Here is a 25,633-nt window from a genome sequence, read left to right on the forward strand (position 1 = left end):
CCTTACTATCTTTTCCTGGAATGAAGTTGCCCTGCTTATTCCCGTTTAGACCGATTAGTTACCAGCACTCTACCTTCCTAATGCTCTGGGTCGCGCACGGCTCAATAATGAGCCAACTGAAAGACTGTAAGGAACTCTTAAACACTTCCTGCATAATAAGGAAAAAACCTAAGTCCAACATTACCCCACCATAGCGGAATAAGCTCCACCTGTATGGCAGCGACAAATGTTAGACTCAGGTTTTAATAGTCGTAGAGAATCTATTCTTTCTACTTTGCAGTTCTTTTCTTTCTGCTCTTCTTCTTTGCAGCTACTGCGGCTGGAAGCGGTTTATCTGCATCAGGGTTATTCGCCAGGTATACTTCTACTGCATTGATGACAGTGTCCATAATACTTTCTCTGTTCCAATACTGGTGCTGTTGCATCTTCTGGATCAACCAAACCGGAAGCCTGGTAGCAAATGGCTTAAGCTCATTGGGATCAGCTGCCTGCAGTTGCTCTGGCTCTGGTAGATCTTTTACGGGTGTACCTTCTGAGGGCATCTCTCCTACCCCACCCATCATTTCAGCATCAAACCCACTAGTTGCAGTTTTGACTGCTATATTCCTGAAGTTCTTCTTCTCTACCATATCTAAAGGTTATAACTTTAAAATAAGCGTTATTACAACTATAAATGTTAGAAGCTATAGCCTTGTTAACAGCTCTTGTACCATTGCCCTATAATCATGTGCAGCAGCAGATTCAGAGGCATAAGTAAACACCGGTTGCTTGTATGCCATTGCCTCTTTGACAGACACGTTGTTCCGTATGGTGGACTCCATGACCAAGTCTCCATAGGCCTCACGAGTACCAGCCACCATGTCGGAGTCAATTCGGGATCTGTAAGACGAATGATACTTGGTAAAGAATATACCAGCAACTGTCAAAGCAGGATTGTAGCGCTTGCGTACATTAGCTACAGTCTGCAGGATATTAGTAATACCACTGATGCTGAACTCCTCTGGAGCCGTGGGTATCAACACGTGTGTAGCCGCAATAAAGGTAGTGTAAGCTAATGTCGTTAAGGATGGTGCGTTATCGATCACTACGTAGTCATATATTGTTTCAAACCCGTCTTCTTCCATCCTTTCCCTTAAAATAAACTGGTAGTCCTGTTCAGCACCTATTGCTTTGGCATAAGTATCCAATGCGCGTTTGGCTGGCAGTACATCAAACTTGTCCATGTATTTCATTACTACTTCACTGTACTGCTTTTCCCCTACCAACCATTCACCCACATGGTTTGCAGCTTCACCGATGGTGGCACCTGTAGAGTTAGCCTGCGCATCGAAATCAATAAGCAACACTCGTTTAGTTGTCTCCAGTGCTGCCAGGTAGGCAGCTGTGTTGATCGCCGTGACGGTCTTGGCTACCCCACCCTTATTGTTCATAACCGTAATTATGGTCATATGTTAATTCTGTTAGTTCTATTAGCAAATATAGACTAGCTATATATAAAAACAATGTTAGTCATTTCATCATTTCTAACATTGTTATAAAATAAATAAATTATAATATATAAAAAATGTCTAACATATGTTATTAGTCCATTAGTGATGGTTCGTGCTATCAGTATGTAAGTAATTGATTATTATATACTATATATGATTAGCAAAATAGATCTGAGGTGAAACCCGGCCAAAAGATTTATTCAGCAGGAAAGGAGCAAGGCAGCCTATAACACCACAAGTTTACCTTGACACTGGCCTTGATCTTATTGCAGGAATTTGTTTTAGGTTTTAAGCCATGGCATTCTCAAATCTGAACAGAAATCAAAGAGAAGGGTATAATGATCTTATGGTTCGCTTATTTTACTTTGGTAGCTTAACACGTTCAGGGGCATGTCCAATTAATGCTCACCGTTGCTACTCCTGTAATTTTCTTATTATAAGTGAGGGCTTTATCCCATAGCCGTACAGATGCCCAAACCTAAAAACCTTTATTCCTGCTTGAAAAGGCAGTTTTTCAAACATAATCTGCCTTTATACCCGTACAAAATCCCAAATAGGTTAACCTTATTTTTACTATTTAAGAGCATTCTTACTACATTTTAGTTATTTTCCTACCTTATATACTTCCAAAAAGAGAAGTGAAACCTATTCTTTTATTCCCTATTAATATCTATTTATAAGTATTAGGGGGATTAACTAGCTGATTATATTAAAGATACAAGCAGTTAGCCGTACGAAATCCCAATAAAGGGGTACAAAATCCCAACATACCCGTACATTTTCCCAAATTAGGGGGTACAGAATCCCAGGCGAAGGGGTACAGAATCCCAAACACCCGTACACTTTCCCAAACACCCGTACACTTTCCCAATATCAGAAGTCTAATAGCTACAAATCTTATAGCCGTACAACATATATCTTTTGTACGTATATTTGGTTGACCTGAACTTCAGACTAATGAAAGAAGACACCTTACCTGAGTGGAGTGAATCAGAGCTTCAACCCATAATCCCAGACCTAGTACCTCTTAGGAACCCTCATAGCATAGTCACTCAGTCCAATGATCTGATCAATGCTTATTTTGATATGAGCACTGTACAGCTAAGAGCCTTTGTCTATGCTGTTGGCCATATTCATAAAAAAGACAAAGACTTAACCGCTGTGAAAATCCCTATCAAAGCCCTTTACAGTGGGGAAGGTGGCAAGAACTATAGAAATACAGTAAAACTAGCGCAGGAACTACAGAAAGTCGATATTAAGATCCTGAAACTTGTTAAAGACGGGGAGGGTACCAAACGTCAGTATGAGGCGTACACCATTTTCCCAACGGTGAAGTACACTGAAGATTCTAAGTACATTGTCACCAGAATCAATCCTGACCTGAAGCAGTTTCTTATTAACCTCAACGGGAACTACACTCAAGCTGAGCTGACTAAGCTTCTGTCTCTCAAAACAATTCAGGCGTACCGTATTTACATGTTCATCAAAATGAACATTGATAAGAGTAAAGGTAAGATTCCTGAGACTTTCAAGGTTGACTACAAAGAATTCAGGTTGATGCTAGGTCTCGATGTGATTGAAGATGCTGCACCAGTGAGAATCATCAAACCTAAGTCTGCTGAGTTGAACTTGTTTGGGGAACCGACTAGTGTGCAGATCCTCTCCGTTAAACCAAAGGTTAAAGTCTTAAAGTATGCGGAGTTTGATAACTTCAAGAAGCGGATTCTGAAGACTGCACAGACAGAGCTCAAAGAGGCTGAACTATTGGATTTTGACTTTGAAGCAGATAAGCAGGGTGGAAGGAGTGTTAAGTATGTTACCTTCAAACTACGGCCTAATATTGTCCTCGAGCAACCAGAAGAGAAGCCAAAGCCAAAACAGGTATCTTCACCACAGCTGGATGGCTTAACACCTAATCAGAAGATAGTCTATGACAGAATGTTGAAGTATCATTTTGAAGAAGACAAGGCTTACAGAGCTGTGACACAGGCTGTAGATCTTGCTAATTTGTTGGTGTACATCAACCAGGAGATGTACTATGATAAGAAATCCTTAGCTGTTGTTTGGGTTAATATCGAACCTGCCTTGGTGAAGAAGCGCAAGCTTGACATCAGAGGTGAGAGGTGGTTAGATTGGACAAGAAAACCTAAGCCTGAAGGTTGGATCGAGAAATAGTAAACCTTTTAGCAAGTACTATCATCATAGGGGACTCTTACCAGATGGTGGTACATTGCTTTTAATCACACCCACTTTGTGCTTCTTATCGTCGTAGCATCTAACTTATAAAACTTCTATTGTTTATATATGTTATAATTTCTAACATATATAAAAACAATAGAAGTTTTATATTATTTAGTATATATAACTAATTTAGAGATGTTTTAACATTTATGTGTATTAGCCGTTCTAGTTAAAGAAGAACCAATCCATAGCTTTGTATTAATTAAAATAAGTCAACTAAATGCTTCCAGGCGAGTTCATAAATTACAGTAAGGAAGAGGTGTTCAAGAAGTATAAGCAGTTACGTTATACAAAGAATAACAATTCGTATTTTCTTTATCTGATCTATACTACAGGAACCTGTGTTTACGTAGGGGAGACCAGCAACATCTTTTGGAGGATTGTCAAGCACAAAAACAAGTGCAGTAATGAATCGGTGATCTGCCTACAGGAGCACTCCGACAAGAAGACAGTTCTAAAGCTGGAGAAGCACTTGATTCGGGTGCTCAAACCTAAGTTCAACAGTCGTTACTGCCAGGCTACTCAATTGGAGCTTTTCTGATGTATGGTTACTTCTCTTGAACGACCGGTTGTAAAAGGTTCTGCTACTACCAAATCAAAAAGGATAATCAGGCGCAGTGATAACCTAAGCTGATCTTCATTTTATGTAAGGAATTCCAAAGGGGAGTAGGTAGAAGGTTAAATCAGTCCTTGGCCTTATATTTACTTTCTCTGCAGTAAGCTAATACTTCTGCAGTCTATGGAATCCAAGACACATGATGGACATTGAACTGAGCCAAAGGGGGGCCTACCAATCCTGGCTTGCTGATCTAAAGGGAAGAATACAGGCTGCCCAGCTGAAGGCTGCTGTAAGGGTTAATACAGAGCTGATCCTGGTATACTGGCAGCTGGGGAAGGAGATCGTAGCGAAACAGCAGGAGGCGAGTTGGGGGGAGGCTTTGATCGACCAACTGTCCAAGGACCTCAGCTCCGCATTCCCCGAGATGAAGGGTTTCTCCCGGACCAACCTGTTCTATATCAAGAAATGGTACCTCTTCTATAGCCCCGCCCAGGAGGTTGTACCGCAATTAACAAAGCAATTAAGCGGGATTGCCCACCTGGACCTGAGCCAGGAGTTAGTCCCACAGGCTGTGGGACTAATCCCATGGGGTCATAACCGGGAGATCGTTACCAAGTGCTTAGACGTAAAGGAAGCGCTCTTCTACGTGAGTGAAACGATCCGCTACGGCTGGTCCCGGGCGGTGCTGCTCCACCAAATGGAAAGCAGGCTATACCAAAGGCAGGGCCAGACCCTGAACAATTTTGCCCTGACCCTGCCGAAGCCCCAGGCAGACCTAGCAACGGAGACCCTCAAGAATCCCTACAACTTTGATTTTCTCACCCTTGGGCCACAGGCCCGGGAAAGGGACCTGGAAGACGCTTTGGCGGGCCAGGTCACCAAGTTCCTGCTGGAGCTGGGCCAGGGCTTCGCCTACATGGGCAGGCAGCACCGGCTGAACATCAACGGGGATGACTTCTACCTGGATATCCTGCTCTACCACACCAAGCTCCGGTGCCATGTGGTGGTCGAGCTGAAGGTGACTGAGTTCCAGCCGGAATTCGCAGGCAAGCTGAACTTCTACCTGAATGCGGTGGACGCGCAGCTGCGCCAGCCGGGCGACAACTCGAGCATCGGGATACTGCTCTGCAAGACCCCGAACAGAGTCGTGGTGGAGTACTCGCTGAGGAACATGTCGGCCCCGCTCGGGGTGGCTGAGTACAGGCTGTTGCACGCCGTCCCTGAGGAGCTCAAAGGGGAACTCCCAACCATCGAAGACCTAGAGCAGGAGCTTGAGAAGGGAATCCCGGCTGAGGAGAGCCCGCTGGACCTTAAGATCCGGCAGCTGAAGGGGCTGTTGAACTCCATGGAGAGCGAGGAGGTACAGAAAGGGAAGGACAAAGAATCAATACTCTGGATTTTCGGGGAGCTGCTACCAAGGCTAGAAGCTCTGATCAGTAAAAGCCTCGGGGAAGTGATCCCCCTGTTCAAGGACTTCTGGCTGACAAGACGGGTGAACAGCACATCCAAGGCAGATTACACAATAGGGGATCTGGAGGAAACCCTCGGCCGCGAGAACGTAAATCTGATCGGCCTCAATATAAGGCTAGAAGGCTTCAAAAAAGGAGGGACCAAAGCGTTCAGCATATACAAGGACCTGAACTTCGCTCTTTATACTTATAAATATGCGGTAGGACCTAGCCAAGACGAGATATGGGAGGAGAGGCTATACCACCAAGAATGGACGGAAATTGAGCTGCAGAAGTTGGCTGCAAAGTGGTGCGAACAAGTGGTAGGAGACTTAATGCTTCATATAGAAAGGATGAAGTAAATGCTATTATTTGTAAACCGCTAGGGGAAAGCCAGAATGCTAAATCGAGTGCTGTTTCAGGGAACAAGACAAAAAGACCGCAGCCACAAAGCAGGCTGGTGGGGGAGGATGGGTTTTGAGGAGAAAGTAACAGCCTATTTCTTGACCAATCTACTGACGGGAGATACACCACTGCGGCATCCCAAGGAAAAGTATTAAAAGTTGAAATTCAACGGCTGGCCGCGCTTTGGCAAGCGGATGATATGTTAGTAAAGGTAGTTAGCCCTGGTGGTATTACCATGTGGACCTTTCCATCAAAGCAACCGGCAAATCTCAGCCAATAGTTAAGCCCCTAGGTCATATTTGGTTTAGGGGCTTTTTGCATATTGATTAAAAAGAGCTCTCTCTTGATACCTTATTAAATTGTTATACATTAGTTTGGACAAGAGCATGAAAACCCTAAAATTACTTGATAAGGGCTAGACTCTTAATATAATACATGCATAATGACACAGACTGATTTTATTGGCCCCCACCCAATAGCCCCTGACTTCTTTTCAGAGTGGCTCATGCATGAGGATCTTCCAGTCACTTCAACAATAAGGCATAGGAAACTTCTAGAGCAGCCTCTTGCGAGAGAAACAGCTGTGGAAATCATCAAGGACCACATCATTAATCACCATATTGATGGGAGGAAGAGGGAAAGCTTTGAGAGGAAGAGAGCAATCTTGGACAGTAGAGGATATGGGGACTTTGTAAGTAAGAACAGCCCTTTTCCGAAATCAGATATCACACAAAGGGGGAACTGTGCGGAGATAATATTAGCGGAATATATAAAATCAACATCTCTTTTAGAAATGTTAGTGTACCGTCTTCGCTACAACACCAACATTGAGCAATCTATGAAAGGAGATGACGTACTATTGCTTGATGGCGAAGATATAAGGAGAAAAATAATAGTAGGGGAGGCAAAGTTCCGGACTACTCCCAACAAAACGGTCGTGAAAGAAATAACAAAGGGTTTCGGTACTAAAAAGCTACCTCTCTCCCTGCCTTTCCTTGCTCAGGTGATGCGTGATAAGGGCCATGATGAATTGGCGGACAGTTTAGAAGACTTAAATGCTGAAATGCATCGTTTAGATATCCCTGTTGTGAATGTGGGATTGTTACTAAGTAACGAAAATGCAAGTCGTTACATTGATATGCATGGTGATTGTGATAATGGAAACCTAGTTTTACTTTCATTGAGCCTTGAAGATCCCTGTAGCTTAGTCCGTGAAGCATTTAATAAGGCAATAGGTGAGATAGCTGGCAGTATATGAGCACTGGAAAAGCAACACAGGTATATCAGAAAATAGAGCAAGATGAACTTGCGCAGAACCTTATCGCAGAGTCACATGCTAGGCATATCCTATACAACGTCAATGAGCCTGAGGAGAACTTTCCTGATTTCACACTAGGACTTGATGACCGACTAAGTACAATTGCTTTTTCCTATATATCGATTGGATGTCAGTACGCGGAGAACAAGGAATATCAACTTGCCCTTGATCCCTTGGAGAAAGGGGCCAATATTCTAAGGAACATACATGCACCCTTAGCAAACCGAAAGGATCACAGCCTGTATTTTGTGCTCACATCCTCTTTGGCCTACTATGCCTGCGGGCAGTACTCAAAGTCTTTTATCTTACTTAAGTCGGTAGAATTCGAATCTGATGCCGCAAGCCTAATCTCTCTATTCTTAAAGAAGGACTTTGTAAAACTAGTGGAACTCGTAAACAGGGTCCTGCTCACCAACTATATAGATGAAGCGACTGACTTGGATACGGGTCTGGAGAGTGAGACAGACAAAAATATATATACGTCACTACTGGCAAAATCCTTCAATCTGCTATTAGAGTACATATTCTCTGGCAACATAGAATGGCTCAATGAGTCGATCGGAATCCTGGATGACTTGGAGGAGCTTTTGAAAATAGACAATGAACCATCCATGTGGTGGACCGTCAGGCTCCTGAGAATCATCTTCGGGGATTTTAGGGAGAGTTCTTTGTGGAGGTTGCTACCTCCCTACTTTGACAATAACAGTTTAAGGATAGTCGACTTCATTGTCAGCCTGGCCTTCAGAAAATCCCCCGTCTATGAGCTTTTCTATTCACAGAAATTATCCCTACCCATAGTATTAGACCAAGGGAACAAGGGAGCCATAATCAGCCTTCCCACTAGCAGCGGCAAAACAAGGATTGCTGAGCTGGGGATATTCCACTGCCTGAACAACAACCCAGGGGCCAAGGTGATCTATATCGCTCCCTATAAATCTTTGGCTTACGAGATTGAGGAAACCTTTGAACTCACATTTAGCACCCTGGGCTACAAGGTAACCCACCTGTACGGCGGTGCCCAATACAGCAGGATAGATGTAGCCCTTATTGAGGAATCAGACATTATCATTGGAACACCGGAGAAGGTGAAGGCAATATTAAGGGCAAGCCCTGAGATCGTGGAAGGTGTTAAAATGGTGGTGATAGACGAGGGACACCTGCTTGGTGCCGAAGAAAGGTTTATCCGCAATGAGTTGCTCATAGAGGAATTTAAAAGTCACATGAATGCAAATGGGGGCAGGATCCTCCTGCTTTCAGCAGTTCTCCCAAACAGCTCCGAAATATCAAGGTGGCTTACAGGTGACACTTCCAACGCAGTGACATCCAGGTGGCGTCCCTCGGAGGAACGTTTCGGGATAATAGAGTGGACCGGAGAAGAGATAAACATAAATTGGCGTGGGGCACATGCGTCATCCAATCAAGGTTTCATAAAACAGGAAGCTTTTCAGAAAAGGGGGAAGACTTATTACTACCCGAGCGATAAGAAGGATGCTGTTTCCTCAGTCGCAGTAAAGCTTTCTGCTTTTGGGTCGGTACTCATTTTTGTCGGCCTTAAAAAATCTGTATTCACTTACGCAAAGGCGATTTTTAAAGCAATGGGGCCAGACGCGGTTCCATTTAAATGGCAATCTGACTCTGACTGGGAGGCGTTTAGCATGGCATGCGATGAAGCATATGGAGAAGAATCCGAAATTTTGGAATACGCCCATTTTGGGATTTTATGCCATAATGCAGATCTGCCCTCCGAAGTAAGGATGATAATGGAAAGGTTGATGAGGACAAGCTGCCCACCAATCATAGTTGCCACTAGTACCCTTGGACAGGGAGTAAACATTGGCGTATCGACAGTCATCTTTACAACCCACTGGGTGAATGGATCGCCAATGGAACACAGAGACTTTTGGAATATAGCAGGCAGGGCGGGGAGGGCCTATGTAGACTATGAAGGGAAAATCTTGGTATGTCTTGACAGAACGGATGAAGAATGGAGAAACAATAGGGACTTAAAGCAGTTTGAAAAATACTTTGATAAGTACACAAACGAAGACACAAAGAGCGGTATTTTTATAATACTGCGTGAAATTAAAAATATTGCGGATACTTGCGGTATTCCTTTTGATCACCTATTACAGCTAATTGCCGAAAATGACTTTTCTCAACTCAAGGACCCGAGAGGCAAAGATTACTCTGGGTTAATAGAATATGCTTTTGATTTGATGGACGACAGCATTCTCGCATTGAATCTCCATTTCAAGAGTTATGAGCTTGATGATCCATCGGATTGGATAGATGATTTCTTCAGGGAGTCCTTAGCCACAATCCAGGCCGAAAACTCAAAAGTTATCAGCATAGAAGAGCTGATTTCATTCTTAAAGCACCGGAACAAAGGTATATTGAGAATGGTGGGCTCGCCCACAAGATGGAAGGGGCTGGTAAATACAGGGCTTCCCTTGAAATCATCTTTGCTATTAGATGAGTTACTGCCAGAGCTGATTACAACTGCCGAGGACTTTCAGCTAAGTAACGAGAGTCTCAGAGATAGAATTATATTCTTAGAATCAATTGAGAAAATCCTAGTCAATTTACCGGTAGTCGAAAGTAAAGTGTCAAAATATGGAGAGGCAGAAATAGATAATGTTAGGGAACCTTGGTTACAGGGCCTTACAATTAGAGAAATTAAGACGTTTAAAAATGGGCAAGAAATCTGCAATGATTACTATGGCTACACATTGCCTTGGGTAATAAATGCCATTTCGAGAAAATTTAAGTTGGCTGAGTATGAGACTTTTGCAAGGTACTTCGAAGAGATTGCGTTACTCATGGAGGCAGGATTGCCCAATATACTAGCTTTGAAGATCTACCTAGCTGGAATAAAATCAAGAAAATCTTCCATTGAGTTGAGCGAAATTCTAGATAGCCAGTTAGTTGATATGAGTGTAAGGGATGTATATATCCACTTGGTCACTAGTGCCAAACAAATTTCAGAGCATTGCTCTGTTACTGCTAAAAAATGGATAGACCAATTGACGAACTCCTCTTATAGAAAATCTAGAAGGCCAATAGATTTTAATAGTTTTCATTTCCCACAAACAAAAGTTAATAGCAGCCATCTATTGCCTAAAGCCATAAATGGTGAAACATATTTGGTAAGCCCTGACTATGGAGAAATTATAAAGGTGGGGTCTACAAAGGAATTACCTTTTAATGATTTAGCTAATGATTTAGGGTTTCAGTTCCAGCGGATTACTAAAGATGGAAGTAACTTTTGGAGAATGAAGGCAAGGAACCCTCACCTGTCCTAAGTGGCGCTTATTTGAACGGTTTAATATTACATCCGGAAAAGAGAAAGTACCATGAATACTGGCATATTGATGATCTCCGATTCTACGCTCCAGTGCTTTATAAAAGCTGTTTTTAATGGAAAGTTAACATAACAATGGTTATAAGCTGATATTAAGCCTATTGCAAAGGTTAGAGAATCTTATAGCCGAACCCACCTCTATGACATATGGTTTAGAATAGCATGATTAAGCCAGCACCACCTCAATGCTCTAAATTTACATAAATTAATTCTAAGGATTTTATTTTGGAAAGTACTTGTAATGATTTAAGTATTACTATCTCATTTTAAGGGTTAGTACCTGTAAAAACGAATGGAATTTTGAAAACTCTGCAATAAAGCTTATATTAGGGGTTTAATAATTGCATTTTCTTGCACAAATAACTTTTTTATTCAAAAGATAATAATCGCAGCCTGCTTTGAAGGACGATAATAGGAATTGGGATGATGGCTTCTAAGCAATGGATTTATGCGGGGATTGTACTCATTGTTGCTTTTCTAACTTCCTGCAGCCAGGAAGAAGAGAGCCATAAATTTACTATTGGTTTTTCCCAGTGTACGGAAGGTGATGCCTGGCGGAAAGCTATGCACAAGGAGATGGAACGGGAAGCCTCTTTTCACCCTGAACTTAGCCTACAAATCAAAGACGGTAAGAACAGCAGTGCCACTCAGGTAAAGCATATCAAGAAGTTCATCGAACAGAAAGTGGATCTGCTTATTGTCTCACCCAATGAATCAGAACCTATCACGCCAGTAGTGGAGGAAGCCTTTGAGAAGGGGATTCCGGTGATTCTGGTAGACCGTAAAATCAGTTCCTCCTCCTACAGCGCCTATGTTGGAGCAGATAATTTCCAGATCGGGAAACTGGCGGGGGAATATGTGTCTAATCTCTTAAAAGGAGAAGGTAAAATCATTGAAGTATGGGGCCTGCAGGGTTCCTCTCCCGCAATTGAACGTCACAGAGGCTTTCTGGAAGGCATTAGCCAATATCCTGAGGTAAAGGTAGTAGCTGAAGTCAAAGGTGATTGGGAAAAAGAAGTAGCAAAAAAACGTTTTCCGGCTGTTTTCCTACAGCATCCTAAAGCTGACCTTGTGTTTGCACACAATGATGTAATGGCCATGGGTTCTTATGAGAGCCTGCATGGCCTTAAGCAGAAGAACCGGCTAAAGTTCATCGGGTTTGATGGACTAGCCGGACCCAATGGAGGCTTGCAGTTGGTAGAAGATGGTATTCTGGACGCCACCTTTCTATATCCTACAGGCGGGGAGGAAATCATTCAGTTGGCTTACAACATCCTCCATAACCAGCCTTACAAAAAGGAGAACATTTTGAACTCTACTGTCATAGATGGACGCAATGTGCATATTATGAAGCAGCAGTCAAATAAAATTTTGAGCCAGGAAGAGAATATTAACCGCCAGCAGAATAAAATCAGCGAGCAGATCAAAATATACAACAACCAACGCACCTTATTGTATGTCCTAATAATAAGCCTGGTAATTATCATTATACTAGGGGCTTATGCAGTTTATTCTCTCAGGCTAAGGCACGAGACGAATCGGGCGCTGATGGCCAAGAACCGCGAGATCCTAGAGCAGCGCAATGAAATTGCCGTGATGGCAAAAAAAGCGGAGAAGGCGAATGAGGCTAAGCTCAAGTTCTTCACCAATATATCCCATGAATTCCGTACGCCACTCACCCTTATCTTGGGTCCGGTAGAGGATGCTTTGCAAAGCAACATCTCCACAGTGTTAAGAAAAGACATGCTTTTAGTGCGCCAGAATGCCCTGCGTCTACTCAAACTAGTTAATCAGTTAATGGATTTCAGGAAAGTGGAGCGCAAGAAAATGCGGCTTCAGACCTCTGAGAGTGATCTGGTAAAGTTTGTGAAAGAGGTGGTGCAGCCTTTTGAGCGGTTGGCTCGCAAACGCCACATCCAACTAAAGATTATCGCCCGGGTGAAAGAAATCAATGTTTATTTTGATAAAGATAAAATTGACAAAATCCTGTTTAACCTATTGTCCAACTCATTCAAATTCACAAAGGAAAATGGACGCATCACAATCCTTATTGAGTTGTCTGAGGATAGAAACCACGTACTAATCACCGTAGAAGACACAGGCAAGGGAATGACACCTAGTCAAGTAGCCAATGCCTTTGATAGATTTTACACAGCCGAAGACAATGCCAGTTTGGGTACAGGATTAGGGTTAGCCTTATCCAAAGAGTTTATCAAACTGCACCATGGAGAAATCTCCGTGGTAAGCAAAGAAAGGGAAGGTACCCGCTTTATCTTTAACCTACCTCTTGGGAAAGAGCATCTAAAGGAAGAAGAAATCATTATGGAACCCAACAAATCCGAACAAAGCGCCCCTTTGATTGCGGGTGTTTTGGATTTTGATCAAGTTTTATTCTCTGGCACACAAGTTCAGGAACCTTCCGAAACTGCCAAGGAACACACCATCCTGGTGATAGAAGACAACAAAGAGCTGCGTGAGTTCCTTGTGTCCCGCTTAGCTACAGATTTCAATGTGGTAGATGCTCCGCAAGGTGCCTTCGGTCTGCAGCAAGCCTTTGACATCATTCCAGACCTCATTATCTGTGATGTTACCCTTCCCCAGAAAGATGGCCTGGAAGTAACTGCCATGCTAAAAAAGGACATGAGAACCTCTCATATTCCTGTGATACTACTTACTGCCAAAGACAGCTTAGAGTATAAAATAGACGGCATTCAGGCCGGTGCCGATTTGTATGTGACTAAGCCGTTCAGTTACCTATATCTACTGGAGCGGGTAAAAGGGCTTCTGAGGAACCGTGATTTGCTCAAAGTCTACTATAACAGCGCTATTGCAGTAGATACTAAAGTGCAGACGGCTCAACCGAAACAACTGGATAAGAAGTTCATCAATGACGTGGCAGCCTTAGTTGAGAAAAACCTACAGAATACAGACCTAAGCGCCAATGACATTGCCGAAAACTTAGGAATGTCTAGAGTACATGTGTATAGAAAGATGAAGGCCCTGCTGGGATATTCGCTTAATGACTACATCGTGAATACCCGCCTTAAGAAAGCCCGGCACCTATTACTCAGTAGCCAAATGAACATCTCTGAAATTGCCTATGAAGTAGGCTTTTCATCTCCTGCCTATTTTTCTACTGCCTTTAAAAATCATTTCAATATGAGCCCCTCCGATTTTAAATCAACCCGTCCGGGTAAGGAGAAAAACCTCGTTTAAGTCGATCCATTTTAGTCTGTTCCTGCTAGGCCTGTTCAGGTTGTTGAAATCATTGTCATTGCTGTCACCTCTATGGAACTTCAGGCATCAGAACTTAGAAGTGTTATAGGCCAAGTTTGGAAAGAGGTCAAAATATATGCATCTGACGGAACGCTGCATTGCTAGAGGTTCATGGGTTTATTATTTAAACAGTTCTTACCTCACTATCAAGGCATCTAAAATCAAAGACTGTCATCCACCTTCATTTTGCCAATCTTATAAAAAGGATTTACTGCTTATTTAGATTTCTGTCTTTTTTTTAAAGAATAGCCTTTAAATACAGAAATTTAATTTTAAGCGTCCACCAAACCTTTAGATAATGTATCAATATTATAACCTGTGTTACAAATACGAAAGTAGAATGGGGTAATTCATAAAGTTAAATAATTGAAATTCAGAATGATAATATAACAATTGCATAAAGTATCAAAATGAATGCTTTTTGAGAAACCAGTGAAATTGAATGGCTAAGAAGGCGGATACCTTTGAGAAAAACATTCATATCCATGGTAAGTAAAAAAGTATTCTTCTGGTCCATTGTGGTAGCGTTGGGCGGATTTTTGTTCGGGTTTGATACCGCAGTAATTTCAGGAGCCGAAAAGGCCATCCAGAAACTGTGGAACCTGAGCGTATTTGAGCATGGCCTAACGGTAGCCATTGCTTTAATTGGAACAGTACTGGGGTCTCTTACAGGTGGGATTCCTTCAGACAAGTTTGGGCGCAAAAACACCTTGTTTGGGATTGCAGTACTTTACCTTTTAGCCTCCGTTGGCACGGCCTTGGCTCCAGACTGGTACACCTTCCTTATCTTCCGCTTCTTAGGCGGAATTGGAGTAGGGGTCTCCTCAGTCACGGCTCCTATGTATATCTCAGAAATTGCCCCTGCCAAATCACGAGGAAAACTGGTAGCACTGTTCCAGTTCAACATCGTGTTTGGGATTCTGATGGCGTATGTTTCCAACTACGCCTTTGCAGGCATTGGAGAGCATGACTGGCGTTGGATGCTAGGTATCCAAGCCGTTCCTTCCTTGATCTTCTTGGTAACTATCCTGATGGTGCCGGAAAGCCCAAGATGGCTGTTGCTCAACAGGGCCAATAAGGTAGAAGATGCCAAAAGGACTTTACAAATTGCCAATCCAGACGCGAACATCAGTCAAATGGTGACGGATATCCTGATGTCTGCACAAGAGCGGGATGACCATGGTAACAAGCGGGTTCTGTTTTCCAAGAAGTATTCTCTTCCTATTACCCTGGCAGTACTATTTGCCTTCTTTAACCAGGTATCAGGCATTAACGCCATCATTTATTACGCACCCCGCATCTTTGAAATGGTAGGCCTTGGACAGGAATCGGCCTTACTTTCCTCTGCCGGGATAGGGTTTGTGAACTTCCTATTCACGTTGCTGGCAATGAACGTGATTGACCGTTTCGGACGTCGCACTCTTATGTTTATCGGATCTTTGGGTTTGATCGCAACTTTGGGGCTGGTAGCCAAAGCTTTCTATTTGGAGGAGTTCAATAGCCTATCAGTACCGATTTACCTGTTCGTGTACATCGCGTTCTTCGCCTTCTCGCAGGGAGCAGTTATTTGGGTTTTCATTTCCGAGATATTCCCTAACCAGGTGCGAGCTTCGGGCCAGGCCCTAGGCAGCTTCACCCACTGGATCATGGCCGCAGTCATAGCCTTCAGTTTCCCCTATATCGCAGAGACCCTTGGCGGAGGCAACACCTTCATGATCTTCACCGGAATGATGGTGCTACAGTTGATCTTCGTGTGGCGCATGATGCCAGAAACCAAAGGAACCTCCCTAGAGAAAATAGAAAAAAGTGTAGTCTTCCATTAATCTAAGCCCTTTATGCAGCAAAAGATAGTTTGTTTCGGAGAAATCCTCTGGGATATCTTGCCCAGCGGTAAACAGCCCGGCGGGGCACCTATGAACGTGGCCATTCACCTGCGCCGTAACGGATTTGATCCCGCTGTGGTGAGCCGGGTAGGAGACGATGATTTAGGCAAAGAATTAATCTATTTCCTAGAAGAGCAGCACATCAACACTGAGTGGCTGCAAACGGGCCAGACCCACCTGACCGGAGTAGTAAAAGCAAATATTTCTGACCGAAATGAGGTTACCTACAAGATTGTGGAACCCGTAGCTTGGGATTACATCCAATATGAAGACAGGATTGCAGATTTGATTTCCAAAAGCGATGTCTTCATTTATGGCAGCCTAGTGGCGCGCAATATCACCTCGCAGGAAACCCTGCGTCAGTATTTACCACTGGCAAAACTCAAAATCTTTGATGTAAATCTCCGGCCACCACATTATACGACTGAACGGGTGTTGACACTGCTAGGATTTGCCAATATAGTAAAGATGAACCATCAGGAGTTAGCCGAAGTTTGCGAGTGGGTAGGAATAGAGGGAGGCATTGCTCAGCAAATGCAATTCATTAAAGATCACTTCAGTCTGGAGTTAGTGATTGTAACCCGCGGAGACCAAGGCGCTGCCGCCTTGAATGAGACAGGCTACTTTGAACATGAAGGTTTTCAGGTGGAGGTGGAAGATACCATTGGCAGCGGGGATGCTTTTCTGGCTACGTTCCTAACCAACTATCTCCAGAAAAAACCATTGAAACTTGCTTTAGAGAGAGCCTGCCTTGTGGGTGCTTTTCTGGCCACGCAGAGAGGGGCTACGCCAGCCTACCAACCTCAGGAAATTACGGTTGCATCGCTTACCCCTTCTAATAAGAATTCTATTCTTCATTCTTAACCATACAAACCAAAATATATGAAAAGAGTCTTACACCTAATCCTCATTTTGTTTTGTGTGGCCCAAGCCGTGCAAGGGCAAAACAATGGGGAAATTACCGGAAGAGTGGTTTCCGCAGACAAAAACGAGCCATTGATAGGAGTATCTGTGGTGGTGAAAGGCACCACCACAGGAGCTACAACCGATATGGATGGCAGATTCTCCCTCAGAGCTGCTGACAATGCAACCTTGGTTATCACATACATTGGTTTTCTGCCACAGGAAGTAACCTTGAATGGTAGGAGCAGTGTGCAAGTAAGCTTGCAAACTGATACCAAAACTTTGGACGAAGTAGTAGTAACTGGCTATCAAACAGAACGCAAGAAAGATCTAACTGGAGCTGTCTCAGTGGTGGATACGGATGAAATGAAAAAGCAGTCTGTAGCAAATCCTATTAAAGCACTACAAGGTCAGGTGGCTGGCATGTTTGTGACTGGTAATGGTTCACCAAGCTCTCCCGCTACGGTGCGTATCCGAGGGATTGGTACCCTCAACAATAATGACCCCTTGTATATAGTGGATGGCGTTCCTACTAAGGCTGGTATGCATGAGTTGAATCCTGCCGACATTGAATCACTTCAGGTCTTGAAGGATGCCTCGGCAGCCAGTATTTATGGGTCACGGGCGGCAAACGGAGTAATTATTATAACGACGAAGCGTGGAAAGGCCGGAGTGGCTCAAATTAGTGCCAATGCTTATACTTCTATCTCTCGCTATACAGACAGAACTGAAATGCTCGACACCGAAGGATATGGTAGAGCACTTTGGCAAGCCCATATCAACAACGGTAGTGATCCCAACGCCAATAGTGTTCAATATAGATTTGATTGGAGCGTTGACCCCACAACGGGAACCCCTGTTTTGAACAAGGTTCTGGTGCCTGAGTATTTAGATGCCGCTCAGACCATGCGCGCCTCTAACACTGATTGGTTTGATGAGATTTCCCGCACCGGAGTTATCCAGAACTATGATGTCTCTCTCTCAAACGGAACAGAGAACGGGAGCTACCTATTGTCTTTAGGCTACTTTGACAATCAAGGTGTTATTAAAACCTCAGAATTCAACCGTCTATCTGCTCGCCTAAATTCTGATTACAAATTCTTCAAAGGGAGAATCACGGTAGGTCAGAATCTTAGCTTAACTAAAACCAATGAAGTTGGTGCTAGTCCTATGAACGAAGCTATGCAAGCTTTGCCTCTTGTGCCGGTCAGAACAGTAAATGGGTTGGGTTGGGGCGGCCCAGTTGGCGGAATGAACGACCGGCAGAATCCGGTACGTCTGATCGAAGACAATAAGCAGAACGGGTATGACTTTATGCGGCTTTTCGGAAATTTCTTCGCTGACGTTAAGTTGCTGGAAGGCTTAGTCTTCCGCACGAATGTGGGGATTGACTACGGCAACTATTCTCACCGGAGATACCGCAAGAGATATGTTTCAGGATACCTGAACAATCCGGAGAACAGGCTGGAAACAAATCAAAGCCATAGTGTGAAAACCACTTGGAGCAATACCCTAAACTACAATTACACAAAAGGTGACCATCGGATAGACGCATTGGTGGGAACGGAATATTATGTAGACAATTACAACACGTTCTGGGCTTCAAGGGAAGGGTTTGTGGTGGAAGACGATGACTTCATGTATTTGGATGCTGGGGTAGGTGACAAGGACAATGGCGGCAGCAGTGCCAAACATGTGCTGTTTTCCTACTTTGGAAGAGTAAACTACTCCCTAAAAGACAAATATCTCGCTTCTGCCACTATCAGAAGGGATGGTTCCTCAAGGTTTGGCCAGAATAACCGTTTCGGCACCTTTCCAGCCTTCTCCTTAGGCTGGCGCTTGAGCGAGGAAGGGTTCATCAAGAACAATACTACCTTCTTTGATGACTTAAAGCTACGGTTTGGCTGGGGGATGACGGGAAACCAAGAGATAGCCAACAACGCCATTTACAATCTTTACTATACAGATTATGCTAATACTGCCTATGATATTACAGGCAGCAAAAGCGGGGTACTACCCTCTGGTTTCAAACTTACGCAGAATGCCAATCCAAATCTGAGATGGGAAGCCAGTACCATGACTAACTATGGGATTGATTTTGAATTCCTGGACCAGAGATTCTATGGTAGCGCCGAGTACTATATCAGAAAAACTTCTGACATTCTTCTGCTGCCTCCTTACATAGGCACATTGGGAGAAGGCGGTAATCAATGGGTAAACGGGGCCTCAATGGAAAACAAAGGCTTTGAATTAAGCTTGGGAAATAGGACAACCATTGGAGATTTGTCCATCAATCTAAATGGAAATATCAGTACCTATCGCAATAAGGTAACGGAACTGCCTGCTGAGGTAGTGAATGCCTACGGTGGAGACGGAAGAGGACAGAATATCTTAGGCCGTCCTATCAATTCCTTCTTTGGCTATGTGGCAGAAGGTATTTTCCGCACCCAGCAGGAACTTGATGCCCACGCCGACCAAAATGGAAAAGGGCTAGGAAGAATCCGCTATAAAGACGTGAACGAGGACGGAGTCATCAACGACTTTGACCGTACCTGGATCGGCACACCTCACCCAGATTACACCTATGGTTTCAATGCTAACTTTGGGTATAAGGGATTCGATCTCTCATTTCTTTTGCAGGGAGTAGCGGGGATAGATGTGGTCAATGACTTTAAGTACTCTACTGACTTCTGGAGTGTGTCAGAAACCGGATCCAATAAAGGAACAAGGCTTTTGAATGCATGGTCGCCATCAAACCAAAATTCAGATATTCCAGCCGTTGCCCTTACAGATGCCAACTTTGAATCTCGGTTCTCCACCTATTTCATTGAAAACGGTTCCTATCTAAAGTTAAGAAATGCCCAGGCTGGATACACGTTTAGTGGTGCATTACTAAAAAAAGCTAGGGTCCAATCGCTTCGGATATATGTGGGTGGAGACAACCTAGGGATTCTGTTGAAAAGCAAATCATTTACTGGGGTTGATCCTGAAAATCCTGGCTTTGGTTATCCGAACCCGATGGTACTGACCACCGGCCTTAATGTTAGATTCTAATAATTTCTAAAATAGAAGTTCATGAAAAAGTTTTTGATAGTATTAGCGGGAGTAGCCATGCTGAGTTCCTCCTGTGAAGACAAGCTGGATGTAAATCCGCGCGGGGTTCTAAATGAAGGCCAAGTTAGTAATGCTGAACAGGCAGAAGGATTTGTGATCGCCGCCTATTCTCATCTGGGGAATGATGAAATCAATAGAGGAAATAGCCTTTGGCAATATGGAAACGTGCGGGCTGATGATGCCTACAAAGGGGGGCGGGATCCGGGAGATGGTCAAGGGTTTCATTTTATGGAAACCTTCGTAAACACCCGTCCTGATATGTGGGAAATAGATGGAATGTGGTTCCAACAGTATGTGGGGGTCCGTAGGGCTAATGAGGGCCTTCGAATTCTGAATAATCTCACTGAAGAAGAGTTCCCTTTGCTGAATGTGAGAAAAGCCGAGTTACGCTTCCTGCGGGCGCATTACTATTTCCAATTGAAAATTTTGTTCAATCGCATTCCCTATATGGATGAGAATGTTCCCGCTGACCAATACAAATTTGTAACTAACGTAGAGTTTACCAGTGATGAAATTTGGGAGAAGATTGCACAGGATTTTGAATTCGCAGCTGCTAATCTTCCAATTACACAGCCGCAGATAGGTAGGGCAAACCAGACCGCAGCCTACGCCTATCTTGCCAAAACAAGATTGTATCAAGCCTATGCACAGAACGAGCAGCATACAGTTACCAGCATCAATCAGCAACGTCTGCAGCAAGTAATTGACGCAGCTGACAAGGTGATCTCGTCCAAGTACAGCCTTCAACCTGACTTTGCGAATAACTTCCTAACCGGAACCTACGAGAATGGGGTTGAATCCATCTTTGCGGTTCAGTTTTCAAAAGGTGATGGAACAGCCAATGGTCGTTTGAATTGGGGAGATATGCTTACAGTTCCTCAGGGGCTTGGATGCTGTGATTTCCAGAAGCCCTCTCAGAATCTGGTAAACGCCTATCGTACCAATGCCACTGGGGTACCGCTTTTGGATTCCTATAATACAACCAATGTAGATTTTTCCCAGAACACGGTAGACCCTAGACTAGACCATACAGTAGCCCGACCAGGCAATCCATGGAAATATGAGCCAAGCCGTGTGTTTACCGAGAGTTGGAGTCGTTCTCCTCAGATCTACGGCTATTATAATTCCATGAAAGAGAATGTATCTCCAGATGATCCCGGCTTTACTAATGTGGACCCCTTCTACGGTAACACCAAACCAAGGATTATCTTACGCTATGCAGACGTGCTTCTATTCAAAGCCGAGGCTTTAATTGAATTAGGTCGCCATAATGAGGCATTGCCGCTCATCAACCAGATCCGTTCACGAGCATCGGCCAGTACTGTCCGTTTGAAAAATGAGCAGGGTGCGTTCACTGCCAATTACCTAGTAAGACCATATGAGCCAGGGGTAAATATTGATTGGACCCAGGAGAATGCTCGCCAAGCCCTTCGTTTTGAGAGAAGATTGGAAATGGCAATGGAAGGCAGCAGATTCTTTGATTTGGTTCGTTGGGGAGTGGCCGACCAAGTGATGAACAGTTATCTGACCGTTGAGAAGACTCGCAAGGAGTTCTACAAGGACGGGTTATTCACAAAGGGGAAGCACGAATATTTGCCCATCCCACAAAACCAGATCTTCTGGAGTGAGAACCGCTACGTGCAAAACCCTGGCTATTAATAAGTAGCCCATAGGCATATGTTATCGTGTTTCTGGCTTATTATATAAAAAATAGGCCAGAAACACGAATACCCCCTCTTATGTAAGCTTGCCCTAAACCTTTCTGAGTTAAAGGATAAGAAAGCAGAACTACCATGAAATACCAGAAACACATATTGTGGATAGGCTTGATGCTGTCATTGCTGCTTCCCAGTTTGGAATCAAAGGCCCAATACAATGAAAAGTACCGCCCCCAGTTCCATTTCAGCCCTAGGAAGGGTTGGATCGGAGATCCGGATGGTTTGGTCTTTAGTGAAGGCAAATACCATTTGTTTTGGTGGGGGCATGCCGTTTCGGAGGATTTAGTTTATTGGAAAGAGTTGCCATATCCTATGAAAGGTGGAGACAGTTCCTTTTCCTACTTCTCAGGCTCAGTAGTAGTGGATAAAAATAATACCTCAGGATTTGGAGCCAAGAGTATGATTGCCGTCTACACCAAACATATACCGGGAGATTCCCTGCCAGAGACACAGGCCCTTTCGGTTAGCAATGATGGTATTTATTTCCATTACTATGAACACAATCCTGTCCTTGACATCAAGAAGGTGTTCTTCAGAGATCCACAGGTGTTTTGGTATGAACCGGAAACGAAGTGGGTAATGGCGGTAGTCTTGCCAGACGTTCAGAAAATCCATCTATATGAGTCAAAGAACTTAAAAGATTGGAATTTCTTGAGTGAATTTGGTGGCTTGGGCGCTCAAAGTGCCTTTTGGGAATGTCCTGATCTGTTCGAGCTTCCAATAGAAGGAACCAAAGAGAAGAAATGGGTGATGCTCATTGGTCGGGGACCTAATCGGGTGCAGTACTTCTTGGGTTCCTTCAATGGAAAAACATTCCGGGCAGATGAAGAAACATCAGCTTACCTGCTCCAAGGTAAAGGGTTGCCTGGACAACTCTTTGCTGGATTCGATGAGCCAAGAATCGGGAAATGGAAGGCCTCTAATACTGCCTTTAGTACCACCCCGACAAACATGGATTCAGTTGTTCATTTAGGAAAAGGCTTTGCCTCTTCTTACAGAAGGGAGGTGAATGGGACAGGAGCACTAACCTCTTCCTCCTTCACCATACAACAAAATGCCATCAATTTTTTGGTAGCTGGAGGAAATTTCCCAGGAAAAGCATCCATCAACTTATTGGTGGACGGCAAGGTAGTGAGGTCCTCGACTGGAGATAACAGTCATGTTTTCAAATGGAATGGATGGGATGTACACGACCTTAAGGGGAAAAAGGCAACAATCCAACTGGTAGATAATGTCACAGATGATAAATGGGGTTACTTGTCCATTGATCATATTCTCTTTTCCGACGTTCTGATGGATCAAAAACTGGAGCATGCCCTATGGTTGGATTACGGTCCGGATTTTTACGCCGCCAGAACTTGGCGAGATCTTGATAAGGTAAGCAAACGCACTGCTATGCTGGGCTGGCTAGGTAATTGGGATTATTCAAGGGAAGTGCCTACTTCCTGGGGCAAAGGGTTTGAATCTGTGCCAAGAGAAATCACACTTTTGAAACAACCTTACGGGAACCGTCTTGTGCAAAGACCAATTCCAGAGTTGCAAAAGCTTCGCAAGAATGTGCATCAGTTCTCGGATCGAATGATCAGCAACTCTAGTGAAGTAAAGGAATTCAAGCCAACTAAAAATACCTATGAGCTAGATGTGACATTTGATACTAATACTTCCGCCACATTCGGTTTGAACTTGTTGGTGGGAGAGGGAAGGAAATTGGTGATCCAATACAATCCCCTTACATCTAACCTAAGTGTGGACAGAACCTATTGTTCCGATTTTACCACCAATCAAGCGTTCAACCAGAAGTTCAAAACCAAGTTCAACGCTTCGGTGAGTCCGGTAAAGGGAAGGGTTAGGCTTCACATACTGGTGGACCAGTCATCAGTGGAGATATTCACGAACCAAGGGGAGATAGTTCTAAGCGCTTTGACCTTTCCGGCAGAAAGCCAGACAGGGATTGAGCTTTATTCTACCAATGGCTCCGTGAAAGTACTGGATTTTAAAGCATGGGAGTTGTCCTCCATATGGGAAGATACCCCGAAGCAGTAACATTATCAAACAATCAAAATGAATATAAACGATTTTTAAGGAGACATGACTATGTTTAAAACTTCTATGAGTAATGCTGGCAAACTTTTGGCTAGCCTATTTTTCTCAATGCTATTCCTGTTGTTCTCCTGCGAGGATGAAAACGAAAACGGAGATTTTATCTTGGATGTACCTGTCCAGATCAGTTCTTTTAAGATAAATGGGACTGATGGAGCTATTGATCAAAAGACTGGGGTTATCTCTGTAGCACTACCTTATAACAGCAATATTACTTCGGTTTCCCCGGAAATAATCTTGCCTGAAGGCTCCACCATCAGCCCTTCCATCAGCAACCCGGCTGATTTCAGTCAAGAAGTGGAATATACAGTCACAAATGGCAACTTGTACAAAAAATATAGAGTGCGAGTACAGGTGCTTCAACCAATTCTTAAATTCTCTATAAATGGGGTTGAGGGCGTTATTGATAATTCAACAAAGACGATTTCTGTTGTCCTCCCTTCTGGTACCAACGTGACATCGTTGACACCTACTATTGAATTGTCTACTGGGGTTTCCATAAGCCCGGCCTCTGGAGTTGCCGTTGATTTCTCCACTCCTAAAGTGTATGTTATTACCGCCGGCGGACGCACTGAAAATTACACTGTTACCGTGAGTCAGCAAACGATGGGACTGAAAGTAGCCTTTTTGGGTGTTCCCTCTGCCCGAGGAGGTGTCTCAAACTTAGATGAGAAAGCTGCCGCTGACTGGCTCTTTACTAAGTTCTCAGGTGTTACATATATTTCGTTTGACGATATCATAGGAGGCAAGGATCTAAGTGAATTTGACGTGATCTGGTGGCATTTTGACGCTTCTATGGACATCCCGGCGGTTGCCTTTGAGGCCAAAGCAGTGAATGCCCTTAAAAACTACCGCGCCGCCGGGGGTAACCTGATGCTGACAACCTTTGCAGCAAGGTATTTAGAGGCGCTGGGTGTGATCCCGCAAGGAAAAGGCCCAAACAATGTGTTCGGGGACTTCCCTCCCGCCGGATTCGTAGACCAAAATAGCTCCTGGGGCATTTCTTTCAAAGGCCATGAAGATCATCCTATTTTTGCTGGGCTACAAACCTTTGAACCCGGAAAGGCAAACTTGCTGGAGAAAGGTACTTTCCGGTTGAATCATACGGCTTGGTGGTTTTTACCTGAGTGGGGAGGTTACGGAAACGGTGCTGGCTGGCGCCAACAGACCGGTGGTATCAACTTGGCTAGCGAGGCTTGGGACAATGAACTAAATGGCCGCGTAGGCATTGCAGAGTTCCCCGGCAATGGAACTTCTGATGGCAACGTGGTGGTGATTACCTTCGGGGCATATGACTGGTACAATGAGGCAGATGCCAGTGGCACACCTAGTCAGCCAAATAGTTTCCGTTCCAACATTGAGCGCCTTACGGAAAATGTCATTAAATACCTCGCCGAATAACAGTCCGAGATTAAACATCATGTAGTTCTATCCCACCGCATGTAGCCATTATACTAAAATACGGACTATAGGCGGTGGGGGGAATTCTCTCCGGCTCCGGCCATTCATATACTTGCAACGACAAGAGATAGAGGGTTGGCCTAGAAGTTGGAGGGCTACTTCTTTTTTCTGTATAGTACATCAAACATAAAAGGAGCCTCGATTACAGGTAAGTACTGGCAGAGTTCTATTCTAATTAATTAACTGCAGAGATCAGGTCTCTGCGCAACACACATTATTATGAAGTTGAATAAGTGGGTAATGGCAATGGTTATAACAGGTTTATCGGCCTGCGGCAATAATGATGACCCGGCTCCGGTAAACCCAGGAACGGGAGAAGTTGAAAGCTCTAAAAGTATTTACCCGCGACCTCCTTC

The 25,633-nt window shown here is 43.9% G+C and carries 14 protein-coding genes; 12 read left to right on the forward strand and 2 right to left on the reverse strand.

The window, feature by feature from the left end:
* Positions 1-269: 269 nt before the first annotated feature.
* Positions 270-629 (reverse strand): hypothetical protein, encoded by a 360-nt coding sequence (locus A8O25_RS16855; protein ID WP_066837143.1) that lies wholly within the window; start codon positions 627-629, stop codon positions 270-272.
* Between the two features lie 54 nt (positions 630-683).
* Positions 684-1,448, reverse strand: a complete 765-nt coding sequence (locus tag A8O25_RS16860) for a ParA family protein (protein ID WP_066837146.1) — start codon at positions 1,446-1,448, stop codon at positions 684-686.
* A 999-nt stretch (positions 1,449-2,447) separates the two neighbouring features.
* Here A8O25_RS16860 and A8O25_RS16865 point away from each other — a divergent pair.
* The 12 genes from A8O25_RS16865 to A8O25_RS16920 all read left to right on the forward strand — a co-directional run bounded on the left by A8O25_RS16865 (position 2,448) and on the right by A8O25_RS16920 (position 25,217).
* Positions 2,448-3,665, forward strand: coding sequence for a replication initiation protein (locus tag A8O25_RS16865; RefSeq protein ID WP_066837149.1), 1,218 nt, complete (start codon positions 2,448-2,450; stop codon positions 3,663-3,665).
* Positions 3,666-3,951: 286 nt separating this feature from the next.
* Positions 3,952-4,272, forward strand: a complete 321-nt coding sequence (locus A8O25_RS24390) for a GIY-YIG nuclease family protein (RefSeq protein WP_066837151.1) — start codon at positions 3,952-3,954, stop codon at positions 4,270-4,272.
* A 214-nt stretch (positions 4,273-4,486) separates the two neighbouring features.
* The gene (locus tag A8O25_RS16875) at positions 4,487-6,100 is read left to right on the forward strand and encodes a PDDEXK nuclease domain-containing protein (RefSeq protein ID WP_066837158.1); all 1,614 of its coding nucleotides are present in this window, start codon (positions 4,487-4,489) and stop codon (positions 6,098-6,100) included.
* A 485-nt stretch (positions 6,101-6,585) separates the two neighbouring features.
* Complete coding sequence (locus tag A8O25_RS16880; RefSeq protein ID WP_066837160.1) at positions 6,586-7,401, forward strand: Hachiman antiphage defense system protein HamA; 816 nt, start codon at positions 6,586-6,588, stop codon at positions 7,399-7,401.
* Positions 7,398-10,763: a DEAD/DEAH box helicase gene (locus A8O25_RS16885; protein ID WP_066837163.1), complete on the forward strand. Its 3,366-nt coding sequence runs from the start codon at positions 7,398-7,400 to the stop codon at positions 10,761-10,763. Before A8O25_RS16880 ends, A8O25_RS16885 begins: the two co-directional genes overlap by 4 nt.
* 482 nt (positions 10,764-11,245) lie before the next feature.
* Entirely contained in the window at positions 11,246-14,038 is a 2,793-nt protein-coding gene (locus A8O25_RS16890) for a hybrid sensor histidine kinase/response regulator transcription factor (protein WP_066837165.1), read from the forward strand.
* 545 nt (positions 14,039-14,583) lie between these two features.
* Positions 14,584-15,921 carry a sugar porter family MFS transporter gene (locus tag A8O25_RS16895; RefSeq protein WP_066837167.1) on the forward strand — a complete coding sequence of 446 codons (1,338 nt, stop codon included), beginning with the start codon at positions 14,584-14,586 and terminating at the stop codon, positions 15,919-15,921.
* A gap of 12 nt (positions 15,922-15,933) precedes the next feature.
* A complete protein-coding gene (locus A8O25_RS16900) occupies positions 15,934-16,845 on the forward strand; it encodes a carbohydrate kinase family protein (protein ID WP_066837175.1) in 912 nt (303 codons plus the stop codon).
* Positions 16,846-16,863: 18 nt separating this feature from the next.
* A complete protein-coding gene (locus A8O25_RS16905) occupies positions 16,864-19,938 on the forward strand; it encodes a SusC/RagA family TonB-linked outer membrane protein (protein ID WP_066837178.1) in 3,075 nt (1,024 codons plus the stop codon).
* Positions 19,939-19,959: 21 nt separating this feature from the next.
* Entirely contained in the window at positions 19,960-21,657 is a 1,698-nt protein-coding gene (locus tag A8O25_RS16910) for a RagB/SusD family nutrient uptake outer membrane protein (RefSeq protein WP_066837180.1), read from the forward strand.
* 134 nt (positions 21,658-21,791) lie between these two features.
* Positions 21,792-23,759, forward strand: a complete 1,968-nt coding sequence (locus tag A8O25_RS16915) for a glycoside hydrolase family 32 protein (protein ID WP_066837183.1) — start codon at positions 21,792-21,794, stop codon at positions 23,757-23,759.
* Between the two features lie 51 nt (positions 23,760-23,810).
* On the forward strand, positions 23,811-25,217 hold the full coding sequence (locus A8O25_RS16920) for a DUF4960 domain-containing protein (protein WP_161947776.1): 1,407 nt from the start codon (positions 23,811-23,813) through the stop codon (positions 25,215-25,217).
* Positions 25,218-25,633 lie beyond the last annotated feature (416 nt).

It is taken from the genome of Rufibacter ruber, from assembly GCF_001647275.1.
GTDB lineage: Bacteria > Bacteroidota > Bacteroidia > Cytophagales > Hymenobacteraceae > Nibribacter > Nibribacter ruber_C.